Source organism: Nitrincola lacisaponensis, assembly GCF_000691225.1.
Taxonomy (GTDB): domain Bacteria; phylum Pseudomonadota; class Gammaproteobacteria; order Pseudomonadales; family Balneatricaceae; genus Nitrincola; species Nitrincola lacisaponensis.
Map to the genome: position 1 here is coordinate 158,660 of NZ_JMSZ01000042.1, position 16,042 is coordinate 174,701.

At 52.3% G+C, this 16,042-nt stretch carries 15 protein-coding genes; 5 read left to right on the plus strand and 10 right to left on the minus strand.

Annotation, left to right across the window (positions count from 1 at the left end; translation table 11 throughout):
* The first annotated feature begins 131 nt into the window (after positions 1–131).
* The 3 genes from ADINL_RS14930 to ADINL_RS14940 all read left to right on the plus strand — a co-directional run bounded on the left by ADINL_RS14930 (position 132) and on the right by ADINL_RS14940 (position 3,273).
* Positions 132–1,550 (plus strand): permease family protein, encoded by a 1,419-nt coding sequence (locus ADINL_RS14930; protein ID WP_036549850.1) that lies wholly within the window; start codon positions 132–134, stop codon positions 1,548–1,550.
* A 133-nt stretch (positions 1,551–1,683) separates the two neighbouring features.
* Complete coding sequence (locus tag ADINL_RS14935; RefSeq protein ID WP_239644402.1) at positions 1,684–2,274, plus strand: transglycosylase SLT domain-containing protein; 591 nt, start codon at positions 1,684–1,686, stop codon at positions 2,272–2,274.
* A gap of 75 nt (positions 2,275–2,349) precedes the next feature.
* Positions 2,350–3,273, plus strand: a complete 924-nt coding sequence (locus ADINL_RS14940; protein WP_036549856.1) for a universal stress protein — start codon at positions 2,350–2,352, stop codon at positions 3,271–3,273.
* A 23-nt stretch (positions 3,274–3,296) separates the two neighbouring features.
* On the opposite strand, the gene xthA is transcribed toward ADINL_RS14940, so the two are convergent.
* Positions 3,297–4,112, minus strand: coding sequence for an exodeoxyribonuclease III (gene xthA, locus ADINL_RS14945; RefSeq protein ID WP_036549859.1), 816 nt, complete (start codon positions 4,110–4,112; stop codon positions 3,297–3,299).
* A 188-nt stretch (positions 4,113–4,300) separates the two neighbouring features.
* On the opposite strand from xthA, the gene gorA reads away from it, so the two are divergent.
* Complete coding sequence (gene gorA, locus ADINL_RS14950) at positions 4,301–5,668, plus strand: glutathione-disulfide reductase (RefSeq protein WP_036549860.1); 1,368 nt, start codon at positions 4,301–4,303, stop codon at positions 5,666–5,668.
* Here gorA and ADINL_RS14955 read toward each other — a convergent pair.
* A complete protein-coding gene (locus tag ADINL_RS14955; RefSeq protein WP_036549862.1) occupies positions 5,656–6,843 on the minus strand; it encodes a cation diffusion facilitator family transporter in 1,188 nt (395 codons plus the stop codon). The two genes, gorA and ADINL_RS14955, sit on opposite strands and share 13 nt — an antisense overlap.
* Positions 6,844–7,329: 486 nt before the next feature.
* Here ADINL_RS14955 and ADINL_RS14960 point away from each other — a divergent pair, with 486 nt between their 5' ends.
* Complete coding sequence (locus tag ADINL_RS14960; RefSeq protein WP_051632869.1) at positions 7,330–8,223, plus strand: bile acid:sodium symporter family protein; 894 nt, start codon at positions 7,330–7,332, stop codon at positions 8,221–8,223.
* Here ADINL_RS14960 and queE read toward each other — a convergent pair.
* From queE to ADINL_RS15000, 8 genes are all read right to left on the minus strand, one after another.
* The gene (queE, locus tag ADINL_RS14965) at positions 8,220–8,852 is read right to left on the minus strand and encodes a 7-carboxy-7-deazaguanine synthase (protein WP_036549863.1); all 633 of its coding nucleotides are present in this window, start codon (positions 8,850–8,852) and stop codon (positions 8,220–8,222) included. The two genes, ADINL_RS14960 and queE, sit on opposite strands and share 4 nt — an antisense overlap.
* Before the next feature lie 2 nt (positions 8,853–8,854).
* Entirely contained in the window at positions 8,855–9,766 is a 912-nt protein-coding gene (locus ADINL_RS14970; RefSeq protein ID WP_036549865.1) for a recombination-associated protein RdgC, read from the minus strand.
* A gap of 4 nt (positions 9,767–9,770) precedes the next feature.
* Complete coding sequence (locus ADINL_RS14975; RefSeq protein ID WP_036549867.1) at positions 9,771–10,313, minus strand: adenine phosphoribosyltransferase; 543 nt, start codon at positions 10,311–10,313, stop codon at positions 9,771–9,773.
* A gap of 41 nt (positions 10,314–10,354) precedes the next feature.
* Positions 10,355–11,125 (minus strand): fumarate/nitrate reduction transcriptional regulator Fnr, encoded by a 771-nt coding sequence (gene fnr / locus ADINL_RS14980; protein WP_084154552.1) that lies wholly within the window; start codon positions 11,123–11,125, stop codon positions 10,355–10,357.
* A 109-nt stretch (positions 11,126–11,234) separates the two neighbouring features.
* Complete coding sequence (gene hemN / locus ADINL_RS14985; RefSeq protein ID WP_239644403.1) at positions 11,235–12,626, minus strand: oxygen-independent coproporphyrinogen III oxidase; 1,392 nt, start codon at positions 12,624–12,626, stop codon at positions 11,235–11,237.
* 36 nt (positions 12,627–12,662) lie between these two features.
* On the minus strand, positions 12,663–13,334 hold the full coding sequence (locus tag ADINL_RS14990; protein ID WP_152547697.1) for a sulfite exporter TauE/SafE family protein: 672 nt from the start codon (positions 13,332–13,334) through the stop codon (positions 12,663–12,665).
* Positions 13,327–13,527 carry a cbb3-type cytochrome oxidase assembly protein CcoS gene (gene ccoS, locus ADINL_RS14995; protein ID WP_036549870.1) on the minus strand — a complete coding sequence of 67 codons (201 nt, stop codon included), beginning with the start codon at positions 13,525–13,527 and terminating at the stop codon, positions 13,327–13,329. Before ccoS ends, ADINL_RS14990 begins: the two co-directional genes overlap by 8 nt.
* Positions 13,527–16,040: a heavy metal translocating P-type ATPase gene (locus ADINL_RS15000; protein WP_036549872.1), complete on the minus strand. Its 2,514-nt coding sequence runs from the start codon at positions 16,038–16,040 to the stop codon at positions 13,527–13,529. Before ADINL_RS15000 ends, ccoS begins: the two co-directional genes overlap by 1 nt.
* Between the last annotated feature and the right edge of the window lie 2 nt (positions 16,041–16,042).

Genomic DNA, 16,042 nt, shown 5'->3' on the forward strand with positions numbered 1-16,042 from the left:
GCATTCAATACTAAAGTCTCTCTCCTGGCTATCGACTTGGTTTGCTATAAGGGTTTACCTTTACTCAGGCCCTATGAGTGCGCCGGATGCGTACTCAGCCCCATTCCAAGGTATAAGACAGAGAGAAACCTATGTTATATCAGCGTAAGCACGGTGAGGAACACCCTTACTGGCCAGCCGGTCCTTTCAAGATCCGCTTGCCTTTTATTCACTACCGCTGGGAACTGGCGGAAACCATTCAGGCTCTGGTGATGTTTGTCGTGGCGATGGGGATGATCCCTTTGCTGGAGCGCTACCTGGGGCTGCCTTATGATGTCGCACTGGCCTATGTGGTTGTTTGCGGTATCGGATTCATGTTACCGAACCTGCTGGGTGTACCCTTTGTGCCTGGCTGGATTACGCCGGCTATTCCGGTGGTACTCTTGTTTGTTGGCGGCTTTGAACCGGGACCCGACGCGATTCGTGCGCTGGTGGCGCTACAGCTGGTAGTGACGTTCATTTTCCTGTTTATGGGGATTACCCGGCTGGGCACGAAACTGGTTGATAATATTCCCAATTCAATCAAAGCGGGTATTCTTCTGGGTGCCGGTATCGCTGCGATCAGTGGTGAAATCAGTGAAGGCGGGCGCTTGTACAACACGCCTATCTCATTGGGTATCGGTGGTCTGGTCACAGTATATGTACTCTTTTCATTGTCTTTCCGTGACTGGGTGGAAAAGCACCGTTGGGCTAAAATCATTGCCGGTTACGGTATGGTTCCGGGTATGTTGATCACCATGGTGATCGGCTGGTCGGTATCTGAGTATCCTTTACCCGCTGTGCAGTGGGGCTTTGAGTTACCGGCCTTTGGTAAAATCTGGGATTATTTGCCCTTCACCGTAGGTTTCCCAACCTACCAACTGCTGCTGGCCGCTATCCCGACGGCGATTATTGCCTACATCATTGCCTTCGGCGATATCATTGTTGGTCAGAGCCTGCTCAAGCGTGTTGACCATTTGCGCCCGGATGAAAAAATTGAAGTGAATGTTGACCGTGTACACCTGGTCACTGGGCTGCGGAATCTGATGCATTCTTTCTTTGCTCCCTATCCGGGTTTGGCGGGTCCGCTGTTTACCGGTGTTATGGCGACTATCGCGGAACGCTATCGCTATGGGCGCAGCGCCATGGATACGATCTATTCAGGTGCGGGTGTGTTCTGGATTGTCGGGTTTATTGCCTTGTTTATGCTGCCGCTGGTGACACTGTTCAGACCTGTATTGCCAATCGCTCTGTCAATTACACTGCTGATTACCGGTTACCTGTGTATTGCGGTTGCAGTGGAGCAGATCGATAACGCAACCTCCATGGGCGTGGCGGGTATTATGGGTGTTGTCCTGGCAACACATGGTGCGGCTTGGGGGTTGGGTGCCGGTTTCGTACTGTGGTTGTTGATTGAGATGCGCAGCAAGCGTGCCTTGAAAGAGCATGAGGGCGAGTTACCGGATGAACCGATTCATATCGAAGAAAATCCTGATCCTGCCGTGATTGCTGACGGCAAGCAACCGCATTGATCCGCATGAGGAACGGCAGTCATCAGGCTGTCGTTCCTGGATCAAAAGCCAGGGTCAAAGGGTGTTAATTCGGGGACATTCAGGTATATTCCCCGGTATGAATAGTGGATTTAAAAATACCTTAGTTTTCCTGATGTTGTTGTCTGTTGTCGGACTGTCTGGTTGCGCGTCATCGCCACCGCCTGCCCGTGCTCAGGAAAATATCTGTGACATTATTGCTCACGAACCTGCCTGGTACCGGGCTGCACAGAAGTCTGAAGCGCGCTGGGGGACGCCCATCTCGACTCAAATCGCCTTTGTCCGCCAGGAATCCTCTTTCCGTCATAATGCGCGTCCTCCCAGGCCAACCCTGTTTGGTATCATTCCCATGCCCCGCCAGTCCTCCGCTTATGGCTATGCTCAGGCTCAGGATGGTACCTGGGATGATTATCGTCGTGCGACGGGGAATCGTTTGGCACGTCGTACCAATATCGATGATGCACTGGATTTTATCGGCTGGTATAACGAGATGTCCCGCCAGCGTAATGGTGTGGCTCTGAATGATACATATAACCTCTACCTCAACTACCATGAGGGCCATACGGGCTTTCGTAACCGCAGTTATAACAGCAAGCCCTGGTTGTTGAATGTAGCGCGCGGTGTTGAAAGCCGGGCGCGTACCTATGAAGCCCAGCTACCGAACTGTCGTTTGCCATCACGCTGGTGTGTCTGGCCACTTTGCTGAGCCTGGTCAGCATTTTAGTGACGGGTTTTCGGCTAGAATGAAAGCATATCAAGCGACAAGACAAGGAGTGGCATCATGGCCAAACTTTCAAAACTGTTGGTTAACCTGACAACAGATGAGAATACCGATAGTCTGCTGGATAAAGCGCTGCGCCTCGGTCAGGCAGCAGAGGCTGGCATTGAGTTGTTCAAATGCGGCTATCAGTCTTATCCGAGCAGTATGAATATGGTAGCACCTGCGATGTTGGAAAACCTGCAACATCAGCAGCTCAGATCCATGGAAGAAGAACTGGATACAATTGCTGGCCGTTATCGCCGGGCAAAGCCAGGGATTACCACCGATGTTGCCTGGGCACGTGATATTACCGATGGTGTGTTAACCAAAGCTGCGCGTTATCAACCCGATCTGCTATTGCATGAGGTGGCGGAGCATCCGCATTTACTGCACCGCATTCTGGTTCCTCAGGATTGGCAGTTGTTGCGTGAAAGCAGGGTTCCCTTGCTGTTGTGCAAGGAGCGCCCCTGGCCGGACCGTATGCGGCTGGTCGCTGCCATTGATCCCTTCCATGCGCATGATGAAGCTGCTGCCATGGATCACAGGATTCTGGCGTATGCCCGGTTAATGGCGGATTGCCTTGGTGCCGAGCTGCATATTCTGCATACCTATGCCGCGATCCCTCAGTCGGCTATCTTTGATGACACGGTGGTGGGTGATTTTGAATCGATGCAGAAGCGTATCAAGGAAGAGCATGAAACCCGTCTGCAACAGGTGGTACAGGCATTTGATCCGGCCTTTGACCTGAATCTGCTGCATGTGGTTGAAGGTGAAATTCACCAGAAATTGCCTGAGTTCGTGCGACAGCAGGGAATGAATCTGGTGGTGATGGGGTCTTTGGCAAGAGGGATGCTGGATCGGTTGCTGTTAGGCAGCAGCGTCGAGCGGGTGCTGGACGCTGTGCCCTGTGATGTTCTGGTGCTTAAACCCGAGACTTATCAGTAGTTAAAGCTTCAGTAGTTAAGCCTTCAATAGTCAAAGCTTGACCAGACCGGGGCATGATCAGAAGGTTTGGTCATGCCGCGAATATCATAGTCGATATCGCTGCCTGTGCAGCAGTCGGCCAGTGTGCGCGTGGTGAGGATGGCATCGATGCGCAGCCCGCGCTTGGGTTCATCCTCAAACCCCTTGCTGCGATAGTCAAACCAGCTGAATTTATCGTCCTTGTGTGGATACAGCTTACGGTAACTGTCGATCAGTCCCCATTGATGCAGGCGTGATAGCCATTCACGCTCTTCCGGTTGGAAGCTGGTTTTTCCGGTCTTCAGCCAGCGTAGGCGGTTGGGTTCACCAATGCCGATATCAATATCCTCTGCAGAAATATTCAGGTCACCCATCACGACCAGTGCCTGGTCTGCGGAGTAGCTTGTCTCAAGCAGTGTTAGCAGGTCTGCATAAAATTTTCGCTTGGCGGGAAATTTGACCTCGTGAGCAATGTTTTCACCCTGTGGGAAATAGCCATTGATCAGCGTGTAGCGCTTGCCGGATTCGCTGAGAAATTCGCCGATGATCAGGCGTTTCTGGGCGGTGTCGTCATCGTCCGGAAATCCTTTTTGAATACTGAGTGCCGGTGTTTTTGACAGCAGGCAGACACCATAATGGGTCTTCTGGCCGTGAAAATAGGCGTGATAACCCAGTGCTTCAATTTCCGCTAGCGGGAAGGCATCATCTGTAACCTTGGTTTCCTGAATGCCGATAACGTCAGGCTGATGGGCTTGAATCAGTGCTTCCAGCTGATGCATCCGCATGCGGATACTGTTGGTGTTAAATGAAACCAGTTTCATGGGCGTTCTCTCAGGGTCATCAGAATGGATGCCCATTCTAAAAGTCTTCCGCATGGGTCGCAAATCGATTCGACGTATTTGCTTGATAGTGAATATTAATCTGTAGCTTAGCCAGACTCGATTAGCCAGATAAAGCCGCTTGCGTGTATGCTAGAGGTCATCTGAAGAGTACCAGAAGGAGGAACGCAGTGAGCCAGTTTGATTATGATCTGTTTGTCATAGGTGCCGGATCTGGTGGAGTTCGTGCTGCCCGTATGGCTGCGACCATGGGGGTCAGGGTAGCCGTTGCCGAGGAGCGTTATCTGGGCGGCACCTGTGTCAATGTTGGCTGCGTTCCGAAGAAGCTCTACGTCTATGCCTCGCAATATGCAGAAAGCTTCAAAGAGGCGGCAGGTTTTGGGCTGCAGGCTGATCTGACCGGGTTTGACTGGCCGACCCTGCGCGATAATAAGACCGCTGAAATTACCCGCTTGAATGGTATCTATCGTAACCTGTTAATCAATTCGGGTTGTACTCTGATTGACGGACGAGCACAGATCACCGGCCCTCAGTCTGTTCAGGTTGGTGAGCAGACCTTTACTGCCGAGCGCATTCTGATAGCGGTAGGTGGCTGGCCATTTGTACCGGATATTCCGGGTGCTGAACATATTATTACTTCGAATGAAGTCTTTGATCTGGAAACTTTTCCGCAACAGGTACTGGTTGTGGGCGGAGGCTATATAGCGGTCGAATTTGCCGGTATTTTTGCCGGTTTGGGCTGTGATACACAGCTGGTGCATCGGGGTGATCTGTTCCTCAAGGGATTTGATCAGGAGGTGCGTGAGTTTACCGCGCAGGAAGTATCCAAGAAAGGCGTCAGGTTGCGCTTCAACACCGAAATCAGCCGTATTGAACAACAGCCGGATCGCCGGCTGTTGGTGCATTTTAACGATGGCCAGCAGTGTCGTGTAGATCAGGTTATGTACGCCACCGGTCGTGTCGCCAAAACACAGGGGTTAGGTCTGGAGCAGGTCGGTGTTGTCTGTGCAGACAACGGTGCGATTCAGGTCAATGATCAGTTCCAGACGTCAATTCCTTCCATTTATGCGGTAGGTGATGTTATCGACCGTGTTCAGCTGACTCCCGTCGCGCTGGCAGAGGGCATGGCGCTGGTGCGTTCACTCTATGCTGAAGGAGTTCATTCGGTGGACTATGACAACATTCCGACAGCGGTGTTCTGCCAGCCCAATATAGGTACTGTTGGCTTGACCGAGGAGGCTGCCCGGCAGCGCTATCCTCGTCTGGATGTCTATCGCTCGGAGTTTCGTGCAATGAAGCACACATTAAGTGGCAGTGATGAACGTACGCTGATGAAGTTGCTGGTTGACCGTGACACAGATCGTGTCGTGGGCCTGCATATGGTGGGCGCCGATGCCGGTGAAATTGTGCAGGGCATGGCGGTTGCCATCAAGGCTGGAGGAACCAAAGCCGTATTTGACGCAACTATCGGTATTCATCCCACCGCTGCAGAAGAGTTTGTCACCATGCGGGAACCCTCACGCCGTTACGGCGATTGAGCTTCAGATCCGGAGGTCGGCAGCCAGAGTGACAGCTGCCGAAATCCGGGTAGCGTTTCCAGCGTCTGTAACAACTGCTGTTCCAGTTGTGGCGCTGTTAATTGCCTATGTTGCAGCAGGGGCCAGATGGCGGGTGACAGCTTGATTTCCAGCTTCACTGTTTTCGGGGTGTAAAACAGCGTGAGCTGATAGTCAGGGCGGCTTCCCAGCAGTTGTTCCAGTAATCTATCCAGTTGCTGTTCGATGGCTTTACGATCTGGTAATGCGGCCAGTTGTACCTCAGGCAGGGTTTCATCATCATAGGTATCGATGTGATAAATGATATAGCCAATATCATCAAACCGCTGTTTCAGCCGTGCACAGACTGTATCACCAATAAAGTGACCTTCGGATGCGCTGGTCTGAGGGTGTACCTGAAGATGCATCTCCAGCAGGCTCTGGCCGCCCATCAGGCGTGTTCTGATGTTGTGGACATTGATCACCCCGTCTACTGATAAAACTTCCTCATGCAGCTCCTCAATGCGTTCCTGAGGCAAGCCGGTATCTACCAGTTCGGCCAGACTCTTCAACAGCAGGTCAAGACCTATCTTGGCGATCAACAGTGCGACCAGAACTGCTGCCAGAGCATCCAGCCACCATACGCCCAGCAGGGCACCGATCAGTGCCAGTAATACGACAATCGATGACAGAGAGTCTGTTCTGTGATGCCAGGCGTTGGCGATGATCAGATTGGATCTGGATGTTTTGCCGACCTTCAGCGTGTAAAAAAACAATGCCTCGTTGGCGCCAATTGAAATGGCAGCAATGAGCAGTGCTGGCCAGGCGGGAGGTGCTGGAATTTCGCCAGAGAAGAGGAGCTTCAGGCTGTCCCAGGTCATGAAGCCGGCAACCAGCAACAGGATAACGGCCAAAAACACCGTTCCCAGGGTTTCAAAGCGACCATGCCCCCAGGGATGCTCCTTGTCCGGTTTCTTGTGAGACACACCAACCAGAAACACCACCAGCAGATCAGTGGCCATATCAGACAGGGAGTGCAAGCCATCTGCGACCAGTGCTGCTGAACCGGTCAATACCCCGCCAATAATTTTCAGGGCGCTCATGAATGCGTTAACAATCGCCCCAATGATACTGATGCGCTGTGCCGCTGCCTGGCGCTCCGGTGTACTGTCCAGCATGCTATCCGTCCAAATAAAAAATATGCCTTATCTTAACCTGCTGCCAGTGCTGAGGCTATCTTGAAAAATTGGACATAAAACAGACACTGGAATGAAATAAAATGTGAATAACCTGCCTCAAAAGGGTTGACAGCAAAAAGATCTTCACAAAACCGGAAAAATGTAAAACCGAAACCGGAAAAACCTTTCATTTGAAGCGGTTTGATCATAAGTATTTGATTTTTATTTGAAAAAATAACTGGTTAAAAAATAATCAATCTAAGGCAGGGCGTGAAAAAATGGGGGTGAGTCCCAGTTATCGTCGTTTTCTTCACAGGGTTATCCACAGAAGTTGTGAGTAGGCTGATGCAGCCTATGTATATCGGGGCTTTCAGCTTTTTCAGGCAAATTAAAACAGTCATATTGGATAAAAGTTTTTGCAATGCAGCATTTAGCGCATTCCTTTGGTAGTATGCAGTACCTTGGTGAATTAGGCAGGATGTATCGATGCAGGCAACGCTGGTCAGTCAGGTTTTTTTACCCTTGGCACTGTTTATTATTATGCTGAGTGTGGGCATGTCACTTACAATCAAGGATTTTCAGCGGGTGGCGGCACACCCTCGGGCGATCCTCCTGGGCGTTGTGACACAGTTGATCTGTCTGCCATTGCTGGGCTGGGTGGTTGTTCAGCTTTTTGGTTTACCTGTGTTGCTGGCTGCCGGACTGATGATCCTGACATTGGCTCCAGGCGGTGCTACGTCCAATGCGATTACCCTGCTGTCTCGTGGTGATACGGCCTTATCGGTATCTCTGACTGCAGTAAACAGCCTGATAGTGCCTTTTACATTACCTCTGCTGGCATTGTTGGTGTTTCAGGGGCTCTCTATGGGGCCGATGTCGATTGAGTTTCCAGTGTTTCAGGCAATCCAGCAGATGTTGTTGATCACGCTGTTACCTGTTTGTGTCGGGATGTTGCTGGGGCATTTTTTTCCTGTCATCAATGCACGTCTGCAGAAAACCTGCCGTTCACTGGCACTTATCCTGATGTTGATGACGGTTGTGTTGTTGGTAGTGACCAGTTGGGAACGTCTGGTACTGCTGTTGCCTCAACTGGCCTTACCTGTTTTAACCCTGGTATTGGCTGCGATGGGGCTGGGGTATCTGGCAGCGCGTTTCTTCGGCTTGCCCGAACCTCAGCGCATAACACTGCTGGTTGAAGTCGGGCTGCAGAATGCAGGTACGGCTCTGCTGGTCACCAGTACGCTTCTGAAAAGCCCGGAAATGTCTGCCAGTGCCCTGGTGTATGGTGTGCTGATGCAAGTACCTGCTTTATTGCTCATCGGTTGGCGTAACCGGCAGATATTCAGCCGGCATTGGCAGCGCGAAGAAACGGTGAGTTAATCAATACCGATCATTTTATGAGTCTGCAGACTCAGCTTCCATTGTGGGTGTTGCAGGCAGTAGTGCAGACAGGCAGTGAGTGCAGCAGTCGCATCCGGGCCATCCAGCGGTTGCAGGTAGAAGTGCTCAAATGCGAGTGCCTCAAAACGCTCAGGTTGAGCGAGGATCTGCGGATAGACCAGCTTGAGCTCATTCCCCTGAGTGATACATAACGGGGTATCGGCTTTGGGGCTGACACAGATCCAGTCAATGCCTTCAGGCAAGGGCTTGCTGCCGTTGGTTTCGATGGCAATAATGAATCCCTCTGCGTGCAATGCATCGACCAGCGTTTGATCCAGCTGCAGTGCGGGTTCACCACCGGTACAGACCAGATAAGGTGGTGTTGATGCGCCAGGAGGCCAGAACTGCCTGAGTCTCTGAACCAGTGATTCAGCCGTTGCAAACTTGCCACCGTTCTGGCCATCGGTACCGATAAAGTCGGTATCACAAAAATCACAGACAGCTGTCGCCCGGTCCTGTTCTCGTCCAGACCAGAGATTGCAGCCGGTGAAGCGGCAGAAAATGGCCGGGCGCCCGGCATGGGCGCCCTCGCCTTGAAGGGTGTAGAAAATCTCTTTGACGCTGTACATGATTACTCCGAGGCGGGCTCGCCACCAAAGCAGTGAATCAGGTCGGGTAGCAGGCGGCTCATTTCCAGACCCAGGCGGGCGACTGAGGCATCAAAGTCTGCCAGTTCATCTTCTGGTCGGTCCTGTTCCAGCTGTTCCTGATATTGATCGCTCATACGCAAACGGTGCAGGCTAAGGTCAGCATGCAGTAAGAATTCCAGCTGGCTTTCCCAGGTCATGGCAAGCCGGGTGACTTGCATGCTTTCCAGGTGTGCCACAATTTCGTCACTGTGCAGTGGTTGCCCTTTGATACGTATAACCCCACCTTCTGCAGAGGTGTCGCGCAGTTCACACTCGTCTCCGATCTCAAAGCCTGACGCGATCTGGTTGGCATCCTGAAGCCACTGGGTCAGGATGCTGGCTGGCGCTGTGTTGACTGCGAGAGGGCGTACTTTCAGAGATCCCAGGGCTTCACGCAGTGCATTGAGCAACAGTTCACCGCGGTTAAAGCTGCTGGCATCGATCAGAATCCAGCCTTGCTGTGGCATCAGCAAGGCACGGGTAGACTGACGTTTGGAAAAGGCGCGTGGCAGCAGTTCCTGAATCACATCGTCCTTAAGTTGATCTTTCTCTTTTTTGTAAACCTTGCGGGCTTCATCCTGCTCAATTTTGTGAACGCGGAGCTGAAGTTCATCACGCACGACACTTGCTGGCAGGATACGTTCTTCCTTAAGCAGGCTGACCAGATGATAGCCATTGCTGCTGAAGACCAGGCTGTCAGCCAGGGGGCAGGGGGACACCCAGCCACTGCGTTGCAGCTCCTGGCGTCCACAGGGAACAAAGGGATGCGCTGATAACGCCTCTTCCAGCGATTCGGTGGTCAGGTCTGCAGCGGGTTGAAAGCGGTAACAGAGTAAATTTTTAAAGCCATTCATCTGTTTACAGACCCTCGTAGGCGAGCAGGCTGTAAACAGGCACGTTGCTGTCCTGAATTTTTTGAGAACCCATCAAGTCGGGCAGGTCAATCAGTGCCGCCACCTCATGCACCTCGGCTCCCAGCTTGCGAATCAATGAGATAGCTGCCAGCACAGTACCACCGGTAGCGATCAGGTCATCAAATACCAGTACCTTGGCACCAGGTTCCAGAGCATCTGTCTGGATTTCAATGGCAGCGCTGCCATATTCAAGCGAATAGTCCTGAGAAATGGTATCACCCGGAAGCTTGCCCTTTTTACGAATTAGTATCAGTGGCAGGTTCAACTGATAGGCGACTACCGAGCCCAGAATGAAGCCACGGGCATCAATACTGGCAATATGTGTAATCGGCTGGTTCATATAGCGCTGAACGAAGGCGTCACAGACCATGCGCATGGCTTTAGGGTCTTTGAACAGGGTGGTTACATCACGAAAGATAACGCCCGCTTCGGGCCAGTCAGCAATCGAACGGATAGCCGACTTGATATAGAGTTCGTCGTAGGACATTCAGTTCTCCGGGAGGGAACGCAGCCAGGGATGCCGATGGATCAGCGTCCCTGTTTGCTGCAGGTGTTTTCACTGGCCTGTGCTTCGCCTGAGTGCTCCAGCAGTCTTTCGGCATTGAGGATTTCGACTTCCTTGCCATCCACATGAATCAGGTCCAGTGTCTGGAATCGGGTGAAAATACGGCTGATGGTTTCGACCGCCAGACCCAGATAGTTGCCTATCTCGTTACGGGACATGGAGAGACGGAAGAAGCTGGCAGAGTAGCCGCGTTCATGAAAGCGCTGTGACAGTTTCAACAAAAAGCTGGCGACACGCTGTTCAGCATTTTTCTTCGCCAGGAGCATCATCATCTGCTGGTCGTTGCAGATCTCTTTACTCATGGTTCTGAGTATCTGGCGACGGAGTTCCGGCATGTGGCCGGATAGATCATCCAGGCGTTCGAACGGGATTTCGCAGACAGTGGTTGTTTCCAGTACTTTGGCTGATACAGGGTAAACGCTTGTATCGTAGCCGCTGAGTCCAACCAGTTCACCCGGGAAGAAGAATCCGGTGATCTGTTCTTCACCATCATCCGTGATGCTGTAGCTTTTGACCGAGCCTGCACGGATAGCGTAAACGCTGTTGAAGTTGTCACCCTGGCGAAACAGGTGCTCGCCTTTCTTCAGCGGACGGCTTTTGTCGATAATGGTGTCCAGACGTTCCATTTCAGTCATGTTGAGCGAAACGGGCAGGCAAAGCGAACTCAGACTGCAGGTACTGCAATGTACCTGATTCAGGCTGTGGAGTTTGCCAGTCATTTTTTTATCATCCATCTGCGAACCCTATTCCGTGAACCCTTAGTCATGCCGACCATTATGTAACATTTCTGGCACCGGGTGAAGGCTGGCGTCAAAGAGTTCAGCCTTATTCCGCGAATCAGGGTCAGATAATGCGAGAATAGCCACGTGTAGGTTGCTGTTTGGGTATGTAAGCATCAAATGCCATGCAGATACGACGAATCAGCAAACGCCCAGCCGGTGTGACCTCAATGCGTGAGCCATGACGCTGAATCAGCCCATCGGCTTCAAATTGTGTCAGCTCACTTTGTTCCTGATTAAAGTAGTCGTTAAACAGAATGCCAAAGCGCTGCTCAATGGTTGTCGTATCCAGTTCAAAGTGACAGATTAACTGGTTGATCACAGCACCACGGATAATATCGTCATCGGTCAGGCAGACACCACGACGTATCGCATGTTTTTGCTGTGTAACTGCTTGAGTATAGGCTGCCAGATCATGTTCATTCTGATAGTAGACCCGGCCGATCTGGCTGATTGCTGAGACGCCCATCGCAACCAGGTCACATTCAGCATGTGTGGTGTATCCCTGGAAGTTACGGTGCAGTTGTCCTGCAGCCTGGGCCAGCGCCAGTGAGTCATCGGGTTTGGCAAAGTGATCCATGCCGATATAGACGTAACCGGCATCAAGCAGCTTGTTAATGCTGTGTTGTAAAATGGCCAGCTTGGTCTCTGGAGATGGCAGTTGCTCCGGATTGATATGTTTCTGGGAGCGGAAACGGTCCGGCAGATGTGCGTAGTTGAATACCGACAGACGATCAGGGTTCATGCCTATCACCACATCAAGGGTTTTATCGAAACTTTCCAGTGATTGATGTGGCAGGCCGTAAATCAGGTCCATATTGATGGAGGAAAAACCCAGCTGTCTGGCTTTGTCCAGAACGGCTTGTGTTTGCTCCAGGGGCTGAACCCGATTAACAGCCTGTTGCACCTGAGGGTCAAGGTCCTGAACGCCCAGGCTGATTCGATTGAAGCCCGTTTGACGCAGCACATCGAGAGTTTCCGGACTGGCTTCACGCGGATCTATTTCAATGGAGTAGTCGCCCTGATCATCATTACGCAGGTTGAACTGACGGCGCAGTGCCTGCATCAGTTCATACATCTGGCTGTCGCTGATAAACGTGGGTGTACCACCACCCCAATGCAGCTGATCGACGATACGATCATCACTGTACCATTGTGACAGTTGTTCCATCTCACGATAGACCGTTTCCAGATAGGGTTGAGCCCGATCCCGGTTACGCGTTATCACTTTGTTGCAGGCACAGTAGTAACAGACGTGCGCACAGAAAGGTATATGCACGTAAAGTGACAGGGGAGCCTGTTTGTCAGCAGAGTTCTGACCCTGGTGGACGAGTTCGCTGGCGGATAGCGCGGGATCGAACTGAACCGCTGTCGGATAGGACGTGTAACGAGGCCCCGACAGGTCATAGCGGTTGATCAGCTCCATGTCCCAGACAATACGGCTATCATTTTTCAATGGAAATACCTCAATTCAATCGACTTCAAAAAAGGCTCAGCTCAGATTCAGGATTCTGCCCCAGGGCAGGGTATACAGGCCAAACAGAATAATAACACCTCCTGCCAGCTGGCGGGTCAGACGCTTCTGCATGACCGCTTGTACCTGGCGTGCCAGCAGCCCGGTGGTGAACATGGCGGGTAATGTACCCAGCCCGAATGCCGCCATTAACAATGCGCTTTGTTGCCAGCTGCCGCTGGCTGAAGACCAGAGCAGTGTACTGTATACCAGTCCACAGGGCAGCCAGCCCCAGACGATGCCTAATAAAACGGCCTGGGTTGGGCTGCGTACTGGCAGAATGCGTGCTGCAACGGGCTGCAGGTGACGCCATAAATGGCCGCCAAGGGACTCCAGACGTGTAATGCCAAACCACCACTGACCTACATACAGACCCATGGCAATCAGTAGCAGGCCTGCCAGGGTTTGCAGTAACACGCCGGTGATACCCGTGGCAACCAGAGCACCGGCAATGCCCAGCAGGGCGCCTGCCAGGGTGTAGCTGGCAATACGGCCCAGGTTGTAACCGAGCAGTATTAACCAGGCAGATTGTCCGTTTTGGCGAGTGCTCAGGCCAACGCTGGCAGCAATGCCACCGCACATGCCGATACAGTGTGTACTGCCCAGTAGTCCAATCAGCAGCGCGGTGGTGAAGAGCAGCGGTTCAGTCATCATTCGGCTTGGAAGCTGACTTGTCGACCTTGGCTTCGTCCGGGATCATATCTTCGTCATCATCATACAGGATGCTGTGAGCGGGAGACTCCAGATCATCGAACTGGCCACTGTTCACGCTCCAGAAAAAAGCCCAGAAAGCCAGTCCGGTCAGTATCAGTGCAATCGGAATTAAAATTATGACAATTTCCATCAGGTACCTGCATTGATATTGGCGGGTTGTTCAGAGGGTGTGGCAACCTGTTGAGCGGGCTTGCGTGGTGCACGAATAAGCCGCATCGCATTACCCGTGACAACAAGAGAGCTGGCAGTCATACCGATCGCAGCAATATAAGGTGGAACCAGGCCCATGGCAGCCGCCGGTAAGGCCAGAACATTGTAGGCCAGTGACAGTCCCAGGTTTTCCTTGATAATGGTGCGTGTCTTGCGGGCCATCAGAATGCTGTCGGCCAGGGTCTGCAGATTGTTGTTGGTGAGTACTGCATCAGCATTGGTTTTCGCCAGATCTGTAGCTGCACCCATGGAAACTGATGTTTGTGCACCCACCAGTACAGGAATGTCATTGATGCCATCGCCGACCATAATGGTTTGTTTGCCTTCAGACTGCAACTGATGAATCCGTGCCAGTTTCTGTTCCGGGTTCATGCCGCTGTTAACAACCTGGATATCCAGTTTTTCAGCGATGCGCTGTACCGCCGGTGAGGTGTCACCGGTCAGGATTTCGACACTCAATCCCAGTTTTTTCAAAGACTGAATGGCCTGACGGGTTTCACGGCGTATCTGATCATCCAGTGCAAACCAGGCCAGGGCCCCGGTTTCGTTACCCAGCAGAATCCACTGACGTTTGTTATCCGGCAGATTCGGCAGTGCCTGGCCGCTGAGTTCCATGACATATTCTGGTGCGCCGATACGGAAGCGTTTCCCCTCGATACCACCTTCAATGCCCTTACCGACAGTGTTTTCAATGTCATCAGCTGTGTAACAGTACCATGGGGTGAAGGCGCGCCCAATTGGATGCTCAGAGAGTGCCTCCAGCGCTGCACCCCAGGTCAAAGCATCTGCTGCAGACGTGCCGTTCAGCGGACAGGTTTCCTGAATGGCCAGGCGGCCCTCTGTCAGTGTGCCTGTCTTGTCGAAAATGATATGTGTAGCTTTACTGAAGGATTCCAGTACATGGCCACGGGTGATCAACAGGCCTTGCTGGCGCAGTGTACCTGTTGCGGCGGTCAAGGCTGTCGGGGTCGCCAGAGATAGCGCACATGGACAGGTAACAACCAGTACAGCCAGCGTGATCCAGAACGCGTTGGCTGGCTCAATGAAGTACCAGGCTGTTGATACACAGGCAGCCACGACCAGGGTGGCACCGACAAAGTAACGAGCAACATGGTCGGCAACGCGCGCGACATAGGGTTTTTCACTTTGAGCACGGTCCAGCAGGCGTACTATGGATGAAATGCGACTGTTCTCTCCAACAACGGTGACCTGCATTTCAACCGGGTTTTCGATATTGATAGTGCCACCGACCAGGGTGTCTTTTACCTTTTTGGATACCGGCATGTACTCACCGGTCAGAGCGGACTCATCGACTGACGAGAAGCCCCGCACAATAACACCATCCGCCGGGATTGTTTGTCCAGGCTTGATACGTATGCGGTCACCCGGTTGCAGGCTGCTGGCAGGTACCAGTTCCTCCTCTCCGTGATCATTAATACGCATGGCGCTGGCAGGTATAAGGTTGAGTAAAGCATTACCTGCACGTCCGGTGCGCTGTCGGGCTTTCATTTCCATAAAGCGTCCGATCAGCAGGAAGAAGGCAAACATGGTGACCGACTCGAAATAAATCTCACCGGTGTTGAAGACTGTCGCCCAAACACTGGCGACATAGCCGCCCCAAATCGCGATGGAAACGGGAATATCCATAGTCAGATGTCTTGCCCGAATATCGCGAATGGCATTGCGCAGAAAGGGCAGGGAGGCATAGAGAATGACAGGTGTTGATACCACCATGCTTGCCCAGCGCATCAGCATTACATACTTGTCATCCATGCCTGTACCCGCAATGTCGGCAGCATAAATGGCCGCTGCAAACATCATGGCCTGCATGGAGCCTATACCGGCAACACCCAGGCGGATAATGGAACGTTTGCTTTCCTGGGCCAGCAGCTGTTCTTCCTTGTCAGGGTGGTAAGGGTGCGCCTTGTAGCCTATCCGGGCAACTTCCGCCAGCAGTTGACTGAGACGTACGCTGTCTGACTGCCAGATGAGCTTGGCGCGGTGATTTGTCAGGTTAACGGTAAATTCGACAACGCCGGGTTGTTTCCCCAAATGATTTTCCAGCAGCCAGACACACGCAGCACAGCTGATTCCTTCTATAACGAGTGTGGCAGAAGGCTGGTCGCTATCGATGTTGTTGACAAAGCCTTGCTGTATTTCGCGGTTATCGTAAAGTGCCAGCTCTTCAGTCAAGGCTTCAAGTTCCGCCAGGTCCGCACTGGATGGGCTCAGCTCAGTGCCACGATGACGATAGAAGTTGTCCAGTCCGCCTTCAACAATCGTTTGTGCCACTGCCTGGCATCCCGGACAACACATACGCCTGTCTTCATCGTTAATGCGTGTGTAGAAGTGGCTGCCGGGTGGAATATCAGAACCACAATGATAACACTGCGTTTCTGCTGCTTGGACGGAGGCGTGTTGAGCTGCGTTCATCT

Bases quoted from the DNA above. Each gene is read 5' to 3' on its own strand.
- ADINL_RS14930 (WP_036549850.1), top strand. From the start codon at position 132: ATGTTATATCAGCGTAAGCACGGTGAGGAACACCCTTACTGGCCAGCC.
- ADINL_RS14935 (WP_239644402.1), top strand. From the start codon at position 1,684: ATGTTGTTGTCTGTTGTCGGACTGTCTGGTTGCGCGTCATCGCCACCG.
- ADINL_RS14940 (WP_036549856.1), top strand. From the start codon at position 2,350: ATGGCCAAACTTTCAAAACTGTTGGTTAACCTGACAACAGATGAGAAT.
- xthA (WP_036549859.1), bottom strand. From the start codon at position 4,112: ATGAAACTGGTTTCATTTAACACCAACAGTATCCGCATGCGGATGCAT.
- ADINL_RS14955 (WP_036549862.1), bottom strand. From the start codon at position 6,843: ATGCTGGACAGTACACCGGAGCGCCAGGCAGCGGCACAGCGCATCAGT.
- ADINL_RS14960 (WP_051632869.1), top strand. From the start codon at position 7,330: ATGCAGGCAACGCTGGTCAGTCAGGTTTTTTTACCCTTGGCACTGTTT.
- queE (WP_036549863.1), bottom strand. From the start codon at position 8,852: ATGTACAGCGTCAAAGAGATTTTCTACACCCTTCAAGGCGAGGGCGCC.
- ADINL_RS14970 (WP_036549865.1), bottom strand. From the start codon at position 9,766: ATGAATGGCTTTAAAAATTTACTCTGTTACCGCTTTCAACCCGCTGCA.
- ADINL_RS14975 (WP_036549867.1), bottom strand. From the start codon at position 10,313: ATGTCCTACGACGAACTCTATATCAAGTCGGCTATCCGTTCGATTGCT.
- fnr (WP_084154552.1), bottom strand. From the start codon at position 11,125: ATGGATGATAAAAAAATGACTGGCAAACTCCACAGCCTGAATCAGGTA.
- ADINL_RS14990 (WP_152547697.1), bottom strand. From the start codon at position 13,334: ATGACTGAACCGCTGCTCTTCACCACCGCGCTGCTGATTGGACTACTG.
- ccoS (WP_036549870.1), bottom strand. From the start codon at position 13,527: ATGGAAATTGTCATAATTTTAATTCCGATTGCACTGATACTGACCGGA.
- ADINL_RS15000 (WP_036549872.1), bottom strand. From the start codon at position 16,040: ATGAACGCAGCTCAACACGCCTCCGTCCAAGCAGCAGAAACGCAGTGT.